We start from the raw sequence: 15689 nt of genomic DNA on the forward strand, positions 1-15689 counted from the left end.
TAGGCGCCCGCCAACCGGTCCCCACACGCGCACCGGCTTTACTCCTCCGGAACGCGCGGGCCAACCTCGCCCCGCCTGAGAAGCTCCGCGTTGCGGTCGGCCTCATCGTCGGCGTGCGTGGCACCGGCGCCGGGGTCCGTCGTCCGACGCCCCTCGGCGTCCTGGTACACCGCACCGGTTTCGAGGGCTCGCTCCTGCTGACTCTGCTCGGGCGTCGTCATGGATTCCCACCTACCCTCGGGATCGGTCAGCAAACGGCCCCGCCGGATCGACAGGCCCCGATCATGGCGTCAGGCGACGCAGAACTCGTTGCCCTCCGGGTCGAGCATGACGACGTGCCCGAGGACCTCGCCGTACCACTCCTCCCGGACCACCGTCGCGCCAGCGGCGACCAGGTCGGGCACTTTCCGCCGGATCAACCGCGCGCGCTCGGCCTCGTCCCCGAAGCCCGGGCCGGCCACGCGGATGTCGATGTGCATCCGGTTCTTGGCCGACTTCCGCTCGGGGACCCTGAGGAAGGCGATGGCGGGGCCCCGACCGTCCGGATCGACGATGGACGCGTTGTCTGGCTCGTCGAAACCGGGTTCCTTGACGTACCCGAGGGCCAACGCCCAGAAGGCGGCGATCCGCTGCGGATCGTCGGCATCGCATCCCAGCGTCCAGAAGGTGGCCACCGCCCCACCGTACGCGGGCGGTGCCGGCTCAGTGGCCACGGAACGCCTCCTGCAACCACCAGGAGCCGCCCGCCACGCAGACCTTGGCGTCGATCACCAGCGGTCGGGTACGGGGACCGGCGAGCCACCGGCGTACCGGCCCGAGATCGTCGACGGTCCGGACGGTCAGCCCGTCGCAGCCGTAGCCACGGGCGATCGCGGCCAGGTCGGTCTCCGGGAAGGTGACAGTGTCCAACGGGTGCCCGTCCGGGCCGAAGTGGTGCACCTCGGCGCCGTACGCCGCGTCGTCGTAGATCACCACGAGCAGGGGCAGCGCCAGCCGGACGGCGGTGACCAGTTCGGTGGCGGACATGACGAAGCCACCGTCGCCGACCGCCGCGACGGTGAGCCGGTCCGGCCGGGCGACAGCCGCGCCGAGCGCACTGGCCAGACCGAGCCCGACCGACTGGAACGCCTGGGTGAAACAGAACCCGGCCACGTCCGGTACGTCCAGCCACATCGACGGGTAGCCCATGAAGTTGCCCGAGTCGACCACCACCGTGCGGTCGGGCGGCAGCAGGTCGTCCAGGGCGGCCGAGAGGGTCCTCGGGTCGATGGTCGCGGCGTCACTCTCGTCGCGGTACGGGACCGTCCGCCACCGGCCGTGGTCGCGGATCCGCTGGGCAAGCGCCGGCGTACGCCAACCGGCGTCCGTAGTCCCGGTGGTGTCGGCGTCCAGGCGACCGAGGACCGCTTCGGCGACCGCCGTCACGTCGCCGGCCACCGTCAGGTCGACCGGGCGGTTCACCCCGAACGCGGCCGGGTCACTGTCGACCTGGACGACGACGGCGCCGGGCGGGATCAGTTCGCCGTGCCGGGTGGTCCACATGTTCAGCGTGCTGCCCCACGCGACGACCAGGTCCGCCGCGCCGATCAGCTCGGCGGCGAGAGGGGTGGCGAAGCCGCCGGCCACGTCGAGGTTCCACTGGTTCCCGGCGAACAGTCCCTTGGCCGCTGCCGAGACCGCGAGCAGCGCGCCGCACGCGTCGGCGAGCCGGGTCAGCGGTGCCCGGGCCGCCCGGGCACCCCGACCAGCGATGAAGACCGGTCGGCGGGCGGCCTGGAGCGCGGTCAGCAACGGCTCGACCTGCGGGGCGGCGCTCGGGGTCGGCGCGACCACGGGGACCGGACCGGACCACGGTTCGGTCGCCGCGTTCTGCACCTGCAACGGCAGGCCCAGCACCACCGTCGCACCCCGGGCGGCGGCCCGGTACGCCGCGCCCGCGTCCTCGGCCGCGTGCGTCGCGCGTACCCGGTGGAAGTCGGCCCCGACCGCGGCGGCGAGTGCCGGCAGGTCGATGAAGAAGTTCGACAGCGGTGCGGTGGCCTCCGGGGCCAGGACGACCATCGGGGTACGGCTCTTCGCGGCCTCGGTGAGGCCGGTCAGCGCGTTGGTGACGCCCGGACCCTGGTGCACCGAGAGGACAGCCACCCGCCCGCAGGTGCGCGCGTACCCATCGGCCATGCTCGCCGCGCCACCCTCGTGGGCGGCCCCCACGAACCGGGCACCGGCCGCCACGAGGGCGTTCGTGACGTGGAAGTTGCCGCTGCCGACCACCCCGAAGACGTGCCGTACGCCGTGTCCGTGCAGGACCCGCCCGACCACCTCGGCTACCCGCATCGGTGGCCCGGCCTAGCGTTCGACCAGCGCGAGGACCCGGCACGGGCTGCCGGAGCCGGAGACGATCGGCAGCGGGCCGGCGATCACCACCGCGCCGGTGGTCGGCAACTGCCCCAGGTTGCGGAGCTGGGTCAGACCGTACTTGTCCTGGCCGAGCAGGAACGAGTGGCACGGGAACGGCGGGTCGAACGAGTGCGCGGCGCCCGCGTCGGTCCCGACCGTCTCCACCCCGACGCCACGGATCGGTGACTCCTCGGCCAGCCAGCGGGCGCACTCCACGGAGATGCCCGGGGTACGCCCGCCGTTGGCGTACCGCTGCGGATCGTCGCCGTACGCGTCCCAGCCGGTGCGGTAGAGCAGCCAGCCACCGGTGGGCAGGGGCCCGTGTTCCGCCTCCCACGCCCTGACGTGCTCCACCTGAAGCAGGAAGTCGGGGTTGTCGGCGGCGTCGGAGGAGTGGTCGATCACCACCGCCGGGGCGATCAACTGACTCACCGGGACCTGCGACACGTCGGCGCCGTGCTGACCGCTGACCCAGTGCACCGGGGCGTCGAAGTGGGTGCCGGTGTGCTCGCCGGTGGAGAAGTTGTTCCAGTACCAGGCCGGGCCCCTGTCGTCGTACCGGCTGATCTCGCTGAGCTGGAACGGCCAGGTCTGGCCGAACTGCTCGGGCAGACCCAGGATCGGAGTCTGGTCGGACAGCGGAGCGGTGAGGTCGACAACCTGGATCCGGCCGCTGGAAAGAGCGGCGACAAACTCCTGCAGCACCGTCATGCGGCGACGGTACACCCGCCCGCGTTCCACGATGGACCGTCGCGCGGTGCCCGCTGGCGTGTTGCCGCCGAACAGCCGGTTGACCGTCACACGGGAGCGGGCGGGGACCCGACGCCCTGAGCAATCAGTCAGATTGTTGTCACCGGCGCCGGCCCGGACTGCCCCGAAACCGCCCGATAACCGGGCCTGCGTCGCTGCGGGCAGGACACGTCACCGGATGCGGCTAGGTAAGCGCATCGCTACGATGGGTCAGCAATCCAGAGGAAGGGGTCGTGCCCGCGTGCGAAGTCCCGTCAACGGAACCGCGCCGGCGTCTGCGCCGGGCCGATCTGCGCCGCTTGCCGCTGACCGGCTGCGCAGCATCGCCCGGCGGATGGTGCTGATCGCGGTCGCCGTCGGGGCCGGCTTCGTCGTGGCCGCCCTGTTCCAGGGGCCGGCCGCCGCCGACGGTACGCACAGCGGGACCGGCGCTGAGCCGCAACGGAAGCTCGGCCGTCTGGTCGAGCCGGTCGTGCGGCTGACGGTCGCGCAGCGCCCCGATGAGGAACGCCAGCGGGCCACACGTGCCGACGAGCGCCGCCGCGACCGGCCGCGCGCCCCGCTGGCCGGGCTCGTCGGTGACATCGTCGCTCCCCGCGAGCAGACACCCACCACGCAGCCTCGACGCGGGCCGGACGCATCGCCCGCGTCCGTGCCGCCGCCCCGGGCCGACGCGTCCGTCCCACCCGACGCGGCAGAGCCCGACACGCTCCAGCCGGCCCCGGTCGCTCGCGCGGCCCATCGGGCAGCTCATCGTGCCGAGCCGCCGCGCTCTGCCGCTGGCGCACCGCGACCGCCGGCCACCGCCGTCCCCGACCTGCCGGCCACCGCCGTCCCCGACCTGCCCACGCTGTACGTGCCAGGTGATTCGCCGGTGGTGGGCCTGATCACCGCCCCGCTGCCGTACGTCGTCGACACCGTCCACGCGGTGCCGATCCGCCCCCTCGTCACGGCGCTCCTGCACGTCGTCGACGCCGTGCTACCACCGGCTCTCGACACGGTGGTCGTTCCCGCGGCGACACCTCCGCCGCCCGTTCCGCCGGCGCTCGGGGCGGGTGCGGTCGCGGTGACCGACCCGGCTCCCGTACCGACAGTCCCGACGCCACCGGCGGATCCGCCGGTGCCCCCCGCGCCCGCCGCGGCGCCGCCGGCACCGGCCGCGCCAGCGCAAATGTCTGTCGTCGGCCCCGCACCGCCCACCGCCTCGACGACGGGGCACCGGGCCGCGCCACGGGAGCCGGTGGACGCCGCGAGCGAATTCTCGGGCCAACCCGTCATGCCCGTCGACCAGGACGCCGCCGGTGTCGACGACCGATCGAAACCCGGGCCGGGGCTGGCCCGGCCGGTGGACCGGCAGTCGCACAGCGGTGCTGCGCAGCCCGGCGATCTCGTGCCGCTCCTGGTCGAGAGCCGCACTCCGGCGGCGATCGCCCGCCCGGGCTGAGGGCGGGTCGACCGACCTCGGTGGCGGGCCCCACGGCCCGCTCCACCCGCCGGCCGGTCGATCGGTGCCCGCGCCCGTCCACACCGACGGCGCCGCGGGCCGCTGCCTGCCCGTCTGTCGCGCACGACCGCCCTGATCAACCCGTGGACGCTCCGGGATCGGTGGCCGCCGTGACGCGTACCTGAGATCGGAGAAGACGTGGTGATCCACGTTGTTGTCGCCGAGGACATGGGTCTGCTTCGCGGGGCGCTCTGCGCCGCGCTGTCACGAGAGGAGGACATGGAGGTGGTCGCCGACGTCGAGGGTGTCGGCGAGCTGTTGACAGTGGTTCGGCGGTGCCGGCCACAGGTGGTGGTGCTGGCGCTGACGCCGGAGCTGCCCGACCCGGTGGAGGTGGTCGCCCGCATCGACGTCGAGGCGCCGGAGGCCGCCGTGCTGGCGATGAGCCCTCGGTGGAGCCCAGCCCTGGTGGAGGCGGCGCTGGCGGCCGGCGCACGGGGTCTGGTCGGCAAGGACAGCTCGCTGGCCGAGTTGGTGCGGGCGATCCGCGCCCTCGCGGCCGGGGAGCGGGCGATCGATCCGAGCGCGGCGGTGGCGGCGCTGAGTCCCACCGAGATGCCGTTGACGCCCCGGGAGATGGACGTGCTGCGGATGGCCGCCGAAGGCCTGCCCCTCAAGGAGATCGCCGTCCGCCTCTACCTGGCGCACGGAACGGTGCGCAATCACCTGTCGGTGATCCTGCGCAAGACCGGCGCCCGCAACCGGTTGGAGGCGGTGTCGCGCGCGCGGCGTAACGGCTGGCTGTAGCCGTCGGGGCGGGTCCGGTGGAGACAGTCCGGACCCGCCCCGTCACCGTGCGGACCCGCCGGACCCGTGTTTGAATGTTGACGTTGAGTGATCACTACCGGAGTGCAGGAAGGTCCATCGTGATCCGTACCCTGCTCGCCCTGGACGGCGCCCTGGTGTTGGGCGCGCTGTCGTTCGTCCTCGCCGCCGAGGAGGACATCCGCGTCGTGGCGGAGGTGGATCGCGGTGATGCGGTCTCCGCTGCCGTTCACACCCAACGCCCCGACGTGGTGGTGGCCGACCTCGACTTCGTCGAGGGAATCGATCCCGGCCGCCTCGGTGGGTGCCCCCTGCTGTTGCTGGCTCACCCGCACCGGGCGCGGCGACTGCGAGGCATGCTCTGCCCGACCAGGGCGGTCGGCATCCTGCGCAACGACGCCGCCCCGCACCGGGTCATCGACGGCATCCGCCGGCTCGCCCGCCGGGAACCCGTGCTGGACGCGGATCTCGTCGTCGCGGCGCTGCGCTCGGACGGCCCACTGACCAGCCGCGAGACGGAGGTGCTGAGGCTGACGGCCGCGGGAGCGCCGGTCGCTGAGGTGGCGGCGTCGCTCGGGCTCACCCGCGGCACCGTCCGTAACCATCTCGGTCGGATCGCCCGCAAGGTGGGTGCCCGTACCCGGGTGGAGGCCGTGCGGATGGCGGGCGAGGCGGGGTGGATCTGACCAGCGCGTCGGCGCTGACGGGCGGGGTTCAGCCCGGCCGCGCCGACGTCGCCCGGGACGGCACCACCGGGTCGTCCCAGCAGCCGACGAGCATCCGGTAGGTGGCCGAGCGGGCCATCAACTGTTCGTGCGTGCCCAGCAGGGGCTCGTCGCCATCGAGGACCAGCACCCGATCAGCCCGCAGCGCGGAACTGATCCGGTGTGCGATGACCACGAGGCTGCCGGGCCGCCGGGCGAAGGCGGCCTCGACCGTCGCTTCCAGCGCCGGATCCAGGTGGCAGGTCGCCTCGTCGAGGAGCATCAGCGGGGCGGGTGCCAGCCAGGCCCGGACCGCCGCGATGAGTTGCCGCTCGCCCGCGGAGAGCAGGGCCGGCGTGACCGGCGCGCTCAGGCCACCCAGACGAGCGGCCAGCGGACGCGCGCCGAGCGCGTCGAGGGCGACCTCCAGCGTGTGCTCGTCGGCGTCCGGCCGCAGGTAGCGGAGGTTGTCGGCGAGACTGCCGGTGAACACGTACGCCTCCTGGGGTACCAGCACGCGCATCCGGGCGAGGCCGACCGGATCGACAGCGGTGACCGGCGCGCCGGCCAGGTGGACAGTGCCCGCCTGCGGAGCCACCAGACCGGCCATCAGGGCGGCCAGTGTGGACTTGCCGGCGCCGCTGGGTCCCACCACGGCGAGATGGTCCTGGTCGGCCAGTGTCAGCGAGAAGTTCCGCAGGACGGGTCGGGCGCGCGGACCGTAGGCGAAGGTCAGTCCCCGGACCTCGACGGTTGGTGACCGTCCGCCGGGGGCGGTGGGCGGCCGGCGGTGGGGTGTCCGGTCGGCGGGGGCCGGCGGGCGTTGGTCGTCGGACACCGGATAGGTGCGCAGGATGTTCTCCAGTGTGACCACGTAGCGCAGCCCGCCGCCGCCGAGACCCTGCACCAGTGTGTGCAGAGCGGGTTGCAACCCGGTGGAGACGTAGATCAGCGCACCCAGCACCGCGCCGGCGGTGAGACCACGCTCGACCAGCCACGGGGCGGCCACCATCAGCACCAGCAGGGGCAGCCAGCCGCCGATGCCGAGGCTGAGGCTGCGGATCGCCGCCATCCGGGCGAGCATGCGTTCGGTGGCGGCCTGCGCCGACACCCAGCGGGCCACCTCGGCCGTCACGCGGGTCTGGGCGCCGCAGGCCAGCACGTCGCGGTGACCGGCCAGCGCGGTCGCCGCCGACTGGCCGAGCTGCTCACCGGCCCGGACGTACGCACGCTGGTGGGTGACCATCGCCGGCAGCGCCGCGAGGAACACGCCCAGACCGGCGACCAGCGGCACGGCGGCCAGCGCCGCCACCACGGGCGCCAGGGCGAGCAGGCCGAGCAGGGCGGCGCCCGCCGAGAAGAGGAAACCACGGGTCACCATCAGCAGACCGGCGAAGGTGTCGCGGACGATCTCCATCTGGTGGGTCAGCCGGGTCACGGCGGCGCTGTCCGGGCGGCCACCCGCCCGGGTGGCGTCGCCCAGCGCACCCCGGACCACCTGGGCGGCCACCTCGTCACGGAACGGCTCGACCACGGCGCCGAGGCTCCGGTACGTCCGACCGGTGGCCGCCGCGCCCACCAGCACGGCCACCGCGAGGACCCCCAACCAGGCCAGGCCGTTGAGCGGACGTCCGGCCAGGAAGCCCTCGTCGACGGCGCGGGCGACCAGATAGCCGGCGAGCAGCGCGGGCAGCGACTCGACAAGCGACCAGCCGCCGAGCCCGGCGAGCGCCCGTCGTCGGGCCCGCAGCGCCCGCCAGGTCACCCGGCGTACGCCGGAACGGCTCACGATCCGCCGCCGGCCGGCTGGAAGACCGCCCGGTAGTCCGGGTCGGCCCAGAGTTGCCGGTGCGGCGCCAGGCCGCGCAGCCGACCGCCGTCCAGCCAGGCGACCAGGTCGGCCGCCGCGGCGGCCGCGGTGCGGTGGGTGACCACCAGTCGGGTACGCTCCCCGCCCCGCCCGAGGACCGCGGTGGTGATCCGGTGTTCGGTAGCGGTGTCGAGGCTGGACGTCGCGTCGTCCAGGATGAGCAGCCGCTCGGCGGCGAACGCGCGGGCCAGGCCGAGGCGTTGGGTCTCGCCCCCGGAGAGGGGTGTGTCCACCAGCGGGGTGCGATAGCCGCCGGGCAGACGGTCGATCACGTCGGCGACCGCCGCCGTGCGGGCCGCCCGCAGCACCGCCGGTGTGGCCGGGCTCCGATCGGCCGGCGGCGTCGCCGCGTCGACCGGCAGCGCCAGGCCGATCGCGTCGTGGACTGTCGCGCCGATCAGCACCGGCCGGTCGAAGGCGTAGCCGACGGCACGGCGCAACGCCGCCGTGTCGAGGTCGCGCAGCGGCACACCGTCGAGTCGCACCTCACCGCGGTCGGGGTCGTGCAGCCGGCCGGCCACGGCCGCCAGGGTCGACTTGCCGGCACCGGACGCGCCGACGACGGCCACTGTGGCTCCGGCCGGCACGTCCAGGTCGATGCCGTCCAGGATGGGCCGACCGTCGTCGGCGTGCACGCCCACCCCGCGCAGTCGCAGGGCGCCCGCGCCGGGTGGAAGGGGCCGATCTCCTGCGGGCGCGGCGGACTGTGCCAGCAGCTCGGCGACCCGGTGTGCTCCGGCGCGGCTGCGGACCAGGTGGTTCAGGGTGGCGAGCACGCCACCGAGGCCGGCGCCCATGGCCGCGTACCGGACGGCGGCGACCAGTTCACCCGGCGTGAGCCAGCCTGCGGTCAGGGCGTACCCGCCGACCGCGATGACGCTCAGGTTCAGCAGCGGCGCCACGGCCGCGGTGCGGGCGCTCGCCCGGGCCAGCAGTTCCCAGGAACGCCGGCCGTGCCGGTCCAGCTCCGGCAGGGCCGCCAGCACCCGGTCCTGCTCGCGGTGGGTGGTGCCGGCGGCGGCGATGGTCCGGGCGCCGGTCAGCGACTCCAGCAGCCGTCCGGCGATGGTGCCGAGAACCCGTTGGTACCCGGCGGTCGCCGCCGAGGCGTCAGCCACGAAGGCGCGCATGAGGACGGCGAGCAGGCCGAGGCCAGCGAGCAGGGTGATCCCGAGGACCGGTTCCATGATGGCGAGCGCGACGACGCTGCCCAGCGGCGGAAGCACCGCCACGATGGCCAGGACCACGGCGTTGCCGGCCTGTCCCGCGTCGGCGGCCTGGCCGACCAGACGGCCGACGAGATCACCCACCGGGTGCCGGCGGGTGGCGCGGATGTCCAGGGCGAACAGGTGACGCAGCAGACGCCGGCGCAGTCCGGCGGTGGCGCGGGCCGCACCGTACCCGCTGGTCAGGTCCGTCAGGGTGTCGACGCCGATGAGGACGACGACCAGGCCGCAGGCGGACACCGCCCACCAGCCGGAACCGCCGCCGAGGGCGGCGTCGACGGCGCGGCCGAGCGCCGCGGGTAGCAACAGTTCGGCGGCCGCGCCGAGCAGCGCGACCGCCGCGAGTCCGGCGGTCCAGCCGCCGCCCGCCAGGACCGTCTGCCGCAGCAGCCTGTCCCCCGAGGCGAACGTCGGCATCGGTCCTCCCGTTGGTACGCGGTTGCCCTGGGTGGGCACGTCTACCCACCCAGGGCCCCGTGTGTGTGGATCAGTTGCAGGTCGTGACGGAGAGCGAGCTGTCGCCGCAGAGCAGCAGGCTCGCCCGGCTACCGCCACCCGTGCGGTCGGCCGGAGCCATCTCCAGGCCCTGGAGGTCCAGAAGCGCCATGTCGTTCACCTCCCTTCCATCCGTTCGCTGATCAGGTCGCCCTCGCTGTGGCGAGGGAGTCTCTGCGCGCCCGGCAGGGGCGCGAGGAAAGGCAGCGCCGGCGGTTGGTCGTGCCGCGCGCTGGCCAGCGCGTACAGCACGCCGGCGGTGCCGGTGCCGAAGTCCATGGAGAGCCGCAGCAACTGCTCGCCGGGGAACGCGGTCCCCTCCCGGTACGGCAGCGCGTGCCAGCTCAGCCGGTCCAGCTGCGCGTCGAGTTCGCGGCGGTCGGCGTGGTCGGTCGAGGCGGCGAGGTAGGCGATGATGCCGGCCCGTCCGGCGAAGAGCCCGGACTGTGCGTAGAACGGTGAGCGGGCCGCGCGGCGGATTCCCGCGCTCGCCTCGGCGAACCGGTCGTCGGCCCGGTGGCGCAGGTACTGGTCGAGGACCAGCCCGATGCCGACGCTGCCGTGCGCCAGGTAGGGCATGGTGCGCCAGCCCTCATTGACCTCCAGCGCACCGTCCGGCCGCAGCACACACCGGCGCAGGTCCTGACGCAGGGCCGTGGCGGCGTGCTCCAACAGCTCGCCGTCGCCGCTGAGTTCGTAGAGGCGCAGCAGCATCAGCGCCGGTCCGGTCCGGCCGCGCAGCAACCCGGCGTACGGGTGGTGTCCGCCGCTGACGTCCGGGCCCGGGTCGTCGGCCAGCTGGCCGATCACCCGCTCGGCGGCCCGCCACGCGGCGTCGCGCAACGACGCCTCCCCGGTACGCCCGGCAAACTCGGCCAGGTTGAGCGCGATCCCGGACAGTCCGCCGGACAGGCTGTGGTCGAGCCCGTCCAGTGGTTCTCGCAGGCAGATGTCGAGAACGTCCAGTGCGTCCTGTCGGCGGCCAAGGTGGGCGAGTGCGTACGCGACGCCGTGCAGCCCGTCGTAGAAGCCGCAGCGGGTGCCGGACGGGGGTGCTGTCGCCCGCCGCACCAGCCAGTCCTCGTGTTCGGGCCACCGCCCGGCGCCGCTCTTGTCGAGCGCGTACAGCACGCCGGCCGCTCCGTGGGCGAGGTTGAGGCCGCCACTGCGGAACTGTTCGATGTCGCCGGGGAAGAGCCGGTCGTCGCGTTCGGGGGTGGCGCTGGCCACGATCGCCGTCGTCAGCTGGTGACGCATGGTGGGCCAGTCGTCCGCGCCGATGCGTGGGTCGGTGGTGACCGGTGGGGCGCCGGTGATCTCCTCGACCGCCGGGTCGAGGAAGGACCTCGGCACCGGGAAGTTCGCGGCGATGATGTCGGCCAGGTGGGTCACCTTCGCGGGGGCGAGCCGGACCAGCTGGGTCAGCGGCAGGAACAGCGCCAACCGAAGGCAGGCCAGGGCGTACTTGTCGACCGCCGGGCCGCTGCGGTCCCTCGGCGCCGCGAAGCCCTGGTTGCGCAGCCCGGGTCGGCGGTGCCCGGCGATCGGGGCGGCCACCTCGAAGTCGACGAGGGCAACCTGGTCGTCCGGCCGGATCATGATGTTGAACAGGTGCAGGTCCCCGTAGACCAGGCCGCGCTCGTGGATCGCCGCGACGATGGTTTCGACCTGCTGGTAGACATGGCGGGCCCATCGGACGTACGCCGCCCGGTCGCCGTCTGTCGCGTCGGCGTCGATCAGTGGGTACCTGTCGACAAGCACCTTGTTCAGCGGTTTGCCGTCGATGAACTCGAGCGCGAGGAACCGGTGTTCGCCGAGGACGAACTCGTCGTGCACCTGCGGCACCTGCGGCAGGTCGGCGAGTTGCCGCAGGGCCTGCGCCTCGCGGGCCAGCCGGGCGACGGCGTCGGTGCCGTCGGCGTCCAGGCCGGCGTGCGGTCGAGCTTCCTTCAGGACCACCTCGGTGTCGGTACGCAGGTCCCGGCCCACGTACAGCCCACCGCCGTTCGAGAAGTGGATCACCCGTTCGATCCGGTACGGCACCTGGTTGGTGCTGGTGTCGTTGCGGGCGGCCAGGTGCGGGCCGAGGAAGTCGGGCAGGGTGATCCAGGACGGTACGTGGAAGACCGGTTCGCGGCGGTCGGGCACCAGCGTGCCGGAGTCGTCCTCGATCGCCGGGACCACCTGGCCGTCGGGAGAGTGGCAGTAGCGGGCGGCGAAGCCGCCGTAGCGCACGTGGACGGGGCCGGCACCGTAGCGCAGGTCGCTGAGGATGTACGGTCCGGGCTCGCCGGTGAGCAGTTCGTCGAGTTCCTTGCAGGTCAGTTCCAGCTCGGCGTCGTCGCGCGGGTAGACGGTGACGAACTTGCCGCTGGCCGCCCGGGCGGCGTACTTGGAGTTGCGCAGCAGCAGCGTGCGTGGCCCGCGCAGGAACTTGAAGGACAGGCCGCGGGGGACGCAGTAGTTCCAGACCGCGTCCAGCACCCGCTCGGCGTTCGCCAGACCTGCCGACACGTGAATCTTCCAGCCCTGCTGGGGCAGCGAGCCGCCGTCGGGCGCGTAGATCAGCCAGTCGTCGAGCGGCTCACGGCGCCAGCCGGCCGGTACCGGCCGGTCGGCGGCCGGGAAGACGGGCTGCGCGACGGCGCTGCCGAGCGAGTCGTAGAACAGCCGATCTGCGGCGCAGTAGCTGTCGTAGCGTTCGTCCACCGTCTCGCCGCCCTTCGAACTCGGCCGGCTGTTGTTCCGGCGTTGCATCGAGTCTCATCGACAGGACGGGGCGGTCTCCAGTGCGCTTAGTCATGACCTTCGATGCATGGCGCACAGGCACACATGACATTAGTCAGGTCCGCACGGCCGCGCTCAGATCGGGTCGGTGAGGTCGGAGACAGAGGCGGGTACTCGCCGTCGGGCGACGGACAGTGTCGATCTCGCTGCTGGCGTGCCGACGGCGGCGGGCCGGCGTCTAGGCTTCCTGCGTGGCCGATGCCGAGCTGGTGACGAATGACGAGCGGCTGCGTCGTATCGAGGCGATCACCGACGCGGCCCTCTCAGGGCTGAACATCGCCGAGTTGCTCGACGAGCTGCTCGAACGGATCCGGGACCTGCTCAAGGTCGACACCGCCACCATCCTGCTGCTTGACGACCACACCGGTGAGCTCGTCGCGACAGCGGCCAAGGGCCTGGAGGAGGAGGTACGCCGCGGTTTCCGCATCCGGGTCGGACGCGGCTTCGCCGGTCGGGTGGCGGCGACCCGCGGACCGGTCATGATCTATGACGTCGGGCCGGACGACGTGGTCAATCCCATCCTGCTCGTCAAGGGCATCCGTGTCCTGCTGGGCGTGCCCATGCTCGTCAACGGCAACCTCGTCGGCGTACTGCACGTCGGCTCCCTGACGCTGCGGCGGTTCGGCCCGGACGACGTGCAGCTGTTGCAGCTCGTCGCCGATCGGGCCAGCCTCGCCGGTCAGGCCCGCGCACAGGTTCTCGACCGGCAGGCGGCGCTGGCGCTGCAACACAGCCTGCTACCGGGCCGACTGCCCGACGTCCCCGGCCTGGACCTGGCCGCCCGCTACATTCCGGGCCACGACCTGGGCATCGGTGGCGACTGGTACGACGTGTTCACGTTGCCATCGGGGTGGCTGGGCGCCGTCATCGGCGACGTCTCCGGTCACGGGCTGCCGTCCGCCGTCGTGATGGGACGCATCCGCAGCGCGCTACGCGCCTACGCTCTGGATTCCGACGACCCCGCCCAGGCACTGACCTCACTCGACCGCAAGATCCACCACTTCGAGGCGGGCACTCTCACCACCGCCGTCTACGCCCTGATCTCTCCCGACCGCACGCGGGTGCACGTCTCCTCGGCGGGCCACCTTCCCCCACTGCTGGCCGTTCCCGACCAGCCCAGCGTGCCCGTCAGCGTGTCGGTGGACCGGCCACTCGGGGTGGGCCGGCCGGTGAGCAATCGCCGCACCACGGTTCTGGACCTACCGCCGGGCGCGGCGCTGGTCTTCTACACCGACGGGTTGGTCGAGCGCCGCAGCGAGGTGATCGACACCGGGATCGAGCGTCTCGCCGACGCCGTGCGGCCCGGGCCGGCCGAGGCGTTGTGCGACCACATCATGGCCACCACGGCGGAGGAACACCCGAACGACGACATTGCCCTGTTGGTCATCCGCCGTCGACCACTGTCGGACTGAGCCGATCGGGCAGCTGATCCACGGCTGACCCACCCACCGGTCACGCATTGTTCGATCTTGTGCGCCGGAAGGCGCGCGAATCGTGGCGCCCTGATCCGTAACAGGTCCGAAACTACCGGTTGAAAACCAGGGATTTTTCTGCCAGCCTGGGAGCCATCGACAGGTGTGAACGTTAACAAGATCCTTCCGCGGAGGAGGCGCCTCACGCAACCGTCAGGCCCACCCACCTGCCAGGTGACCACATCCACCACCCTGCGGTACCAGCGCCCGCGACCATGTCCCGGCGGGCGACCGGACCCACTCATCGCAACGCTCCACCCGCTGGTCAAGTAGCCCGAGCGACCCGCATCCGGGCCACCACCTGAGGCCGCTGCCGGCCCGCTCGGGCGGACTCAGCACGGTGACCACCGCCATCTGGCGGGGCCACCCACTCGAACAGCGCCAGAGCTCTTCCTATCCCACCACCGGAGGATCAGCATGCCTTCCCGGACCCGTCTCACCGGGCATACCCGACTGCGAACGCTCACTCTTTCCGGAACCGCCGCGATAATTCTGACCCTGATCGTGTCGCTGCTGCCCAATCTGGCCCAGGCCGCCGAGACGACCCTCGGCGCCGCCGCAGCCCAGTCCGGCCGCTACTTCGGCGCCGCCGTCGCCGCGAACAAGCTCGGTGACAGTGCCTACACGACGATCCTGAACCGCGAGTTCAACAGCGTCACGCCCGAGAACGAAATGAAGATCGACGCGACCGAGCCGCAGCAGAACAACTTCACCTTCGGCAACGCGGACCGGATCGTGAACCATGCGACCTCCCGGGGTTGGAAGGTCCGGGGCCACACCCTGGCCTGGCACTCCCAGCAGCCGAGCTGGATGCAGGGCATGGAGGGCTCGGCGCTGCGCAGCGCGATGCTGAACCACGTCACCCGGGTGGCCACCTACTACCGGGGCAAGATCCACTCGTGGGATGTCGTCAACGAGGCGTTCGAGGACGGCAACAGCGGCGCCCGTCGTAACTCGAACCTGCAGCGCACCGGCAACGACTGGATCGAGGCCGCGTTCCGCGCCGCCGACGCGGCGGACCCGAACGCGAAGCTCTGCTACAACGACTACAACACCGACAACTGGACCTGGGCCAAGACCCAGGCGGTCTACAACATGGTGCGCGACTTCAAGTCCCGGGGCGTGCCGATCGACTGCGTCGGGTTCCAGTCGCACTTCAACGCCAACTCGCCGTACAACAGCAACTACCGCACGACGCTGTCCAGCTTCGCCGCCCTCGGGGTGGACGTGCAGGTCACCGAGCTGGACATCGAAGGCTCCGGCACGACGCAGGCCAACACCTACCGCAACGTGGTCAACGACTGCCTGGCCGTGGCCCGCTGCAACGGGGTCACCGTGTGGGGCGTGCGGGACTGCGACTCGTGGCGCTCCGGTGGCACTCCGCTGCTCTTCGAGTGCAACGGCAACAAGAAGGCCGCCTACAACGCCACCCTGGAGGCGCTGAACAGCGCCACTCCCACCAACCCGCCGACCGACCCGCCCACCGACCCGCCCACCAACCCGCCCGGCTCGGCCAACGAAATCGTCGGCACCCAGTCCGGCCGGTGCGTCGACGTGCCCAACGCGGCGACCACCAACGGCACCCGGGTGCAGCTCTACGACTGCAACAAGCAGACCAACCAGGCCTGGACCTACACCTCGGGCAAACAACTGCAGGTGTACGGCACCATGTGCCTCGACGCCGCCGGCTCCGGCAACGGCGCGGCGGTGCAGATCTAC

At 72.6% G+C, this 15689-nt stretch carries 12 protein-coding genes and 1 pseudogene; 5 read left to right on the forward strand and 8 right to left on the reverse strand.

Translation table 11 applies throughout. The features are described from left to right. Window positions 1-38: 38 nt before the first annotated feature. The 4 genes from IF22_RS0110700 to IF22_RS0110715 form a co-directional block, all read right to left on the reverse strand. Window positions 39-221 (reverse strand): hypothetical protein, encoded by a 183-nt coding sequence (locus IF22_RS0110700; RefSeq protein WP_030330798.1) that lies wholly within the window; start codon window positions 219-221, stop codon window positions 39-41. A gap of 69 nt (window positions 222-290) precedes the next feature. After that, window positions 291-713, reverse strand: coding sequence for a VOC family protein (locus IF22_RS0110705; RefSeq protein WP_051708306.1), 423 nt, complete (start codon window positions 711-713; stop codon window positions 291-293). Next, window positions 703-2334 carry a thiamine pyrophosphate-binding protein gene (locus IF22_RS0110710; RefSeq protein WP_030330802.1) on the reverse strand — a complete coding sequence of 544 codons (1632 nt, stop codon included), beginning with the start codon at window positions 2332-2334 and terminating at the stop codon, window positions 703-705. The genes IF22_RS0110705 and IF22_RS0110710 overlap by 11 nt, the downstream gene beginning before the upstream one ends. Before the next feature lie 12 nt (window positions 2335-2346). Continuing rightward, complete coding sequence (locus tag IF22_RS0110715; protein WP_030330805.1) at window positions 2347-3108, reverse strand: cyclase family protein; 762 nt, start codon at window positions 3106-3108, stop codon at window positions 2347-2349. Window positions 3109-3481: 373 nt separating this feature from the next. Here IF22_RS0110715 and IF22_RS0110720 point away from each other — a divergent pair, with 373 nt between their 5' ends. From IF22_RS0110720 to IF22_RS0110730, 3 genes are all read left to right on the forward strand, one after another. Next, on the forward strand, window positions 3482-4591 hold the full coding sequence (locus IF22_RS0110720; protein WP_030330806.1) for a hypothetical protein: 1110 nt from the start codon (window positions 3482-3484) through the stop codon (window positions 4589-4591). A 201-nt stretch (window positions 4592-4792) separates the two neighbouring features. Next, window positions 4793-5398 (forward strand): response regulator transcription factor, encoded by a 606-nt coding sequence (locus tag IF22_RS0110725; RefSeq protein ID WP_030330808.1) that lies wholly within the window; start codon window positions 4793-4795, stop codon window positions 5396-5398. A 119-nt stretch (window positions 5399-5517) separates the two neighbouring features. Then, window positions 5518-6102 (forward strand): response regulator transcription factor, encoded by a 585-nt coding sequence (locus IF22_RS0110730; RefSeq protein WP_030330810.1) that lies wholly within the window; start codon window positions 5518-5520, stop codon window positions 6100-6102. A 28-nt stretch (window positions 6103-6130) separates the two neighbouring features. On the opposite strand, the gene IF22_RS0110735 is transcribed toward IF22_RS0110730, so the two are convergent. From IF22_RS0110735 to lanKC, 4 genes are all read right to left on the reverse strand, one after another. Next, window positions 6131-7909 (reverse strand): ATP-binding cassette domain-containing protein, encoded by a 1779-nt coding sequence (locus tag IF22_RS0110735; RefSeq protein WP_030330812.1) that lies wholly within the window; start codon window positions 7907-7909, stop codon window positions 6131-6133. Beyond that, the gene (locus IF22_RS0110740; protein WP_030330813.1) at window positions 7906-9633 is read right to left on the reverse strand and encodes an ABC transporter ATP-binding protein; all 1728 of its coding nucleotides are present in this window, start codon (window positions 9631-9633) and stop codon (window positions 7906-7908) included. The genes IF22_RS0110735 and IF22_RS0110740 overlap by 4 nt, the downstream gene beginning before the upstream one ends. 70 nt (window positions 9634-9703) lie before the next feature. After that, the gene (locus IF22_RS0110745) at window positions 9704-9823 is read right to left on the reverse strand and encodes a SapB/AmfS family lanthipeptide (RefSeq protein ID WP_013734295.1); all 120 of its coding nucleotides are present in this window, start codon (window positions 9821-9823) and stop codon (window positions 9704-9706) included. 5 nt (window positions 9824-9828) lie between these two features. Further along, window positions 9829-12468, reverse strand: coding sequence for a class III lanthionine synthetase LanKC (gene lanKC / locus IF22_RS0110750; protein ID WP_245233594.1), 2640 nt, complete (start codon window positions 12466-12468; stop codon window positions 9829-9831). Window positions 12469-12689: 221 nt separating this feature from the next. Here lanKC and IF22_RS0110755 point away from each other — a divergent pair, with 221 nt between their 5' ends. Then, window positions 12690-13910, forward strand: coding sequence for a PP2C family protein-serine/threonine phosphatase (locus tag IF22_RS0110755; RefSeq protein WP_030330818.1), 1221 nt, complete (start codon window positions 12690-12692; stop codon window positions 13908-13910). 477 nt (window positions 13911-14387) lie between these two features. Beyond that, a pseudogene (locus IF22_RS35870) lies at window positions 14388-15665 on the forward strand (glycoside hydrolase family 10 protein); the annotation flags it as partial. Window positions 15666-15689: the final 24 nt, after the last annotated feature.

The organism is Micromonospora parva (assembly GCF_000718515.1).
In the GTDB taxonomy this organism is placed as follows: Bacteria; Actinomycetota; Actinomycetes; order Mycobacteriales; family Micromonosporaceae; genus Micromonospora; species Micromonospora parva.

Excerpts from the sequence above, each read along its gene's own strand:
- IF22_RS0110700 (WP_030330798.1), bottom strand. The coding sequence starts at position 221 with ATGACGACGCCCGAGCAGAGTCAGCAGGAGCGAGCCCTCGAAACCGGT.
- IF22_RS0110710 (WP_030330802.1), bottom strand. The coding sequence starts at position 2,334 with ATGCGGGTAGCCGAGGTGGTCGGGCGGGTCCTGCACGGACACGGCGTA.
- IF22_RS0110715 (WP_030330805.1), bottom strand. The coding sequence starts at position 3,108 with ATGACGGTGCTGCAGGAGTTTGTCGCCGCTCTTTCCAGCGGCCGGATC.
- IF22_RS0110720 (WP_030330806.1), top strand. The coding sequence starts at position 3,482 with ATGGTGCTGATCGCGGTCGCCGTCGGGGCCGGCTTCGTCGTGGCCGCC.
- IF22_RS0110740 (WP_030330813.1), bottom strand. The coding sequence starts at position 9,633 with ATGCCGACGTTCGCCTCGGGGGACAGGCTGCTGCGGCAGACGGTCCTG.
- IF22_RS0110745 (WP_013734295.1), bottom strand. The coding sequence starts at position 9,823 with ATGGCGCTTCTGGACCTCCAGGGCCTGGAGATGGCTCCGGCCGACCGC.
- lanKC (WP_245233594.1), bottom strand. The coding sequence starts at position 12,468 with ATGCAACGCCGGAACAACAGCCGGCCGAGTTCGAAGGGCGGCGAGACG.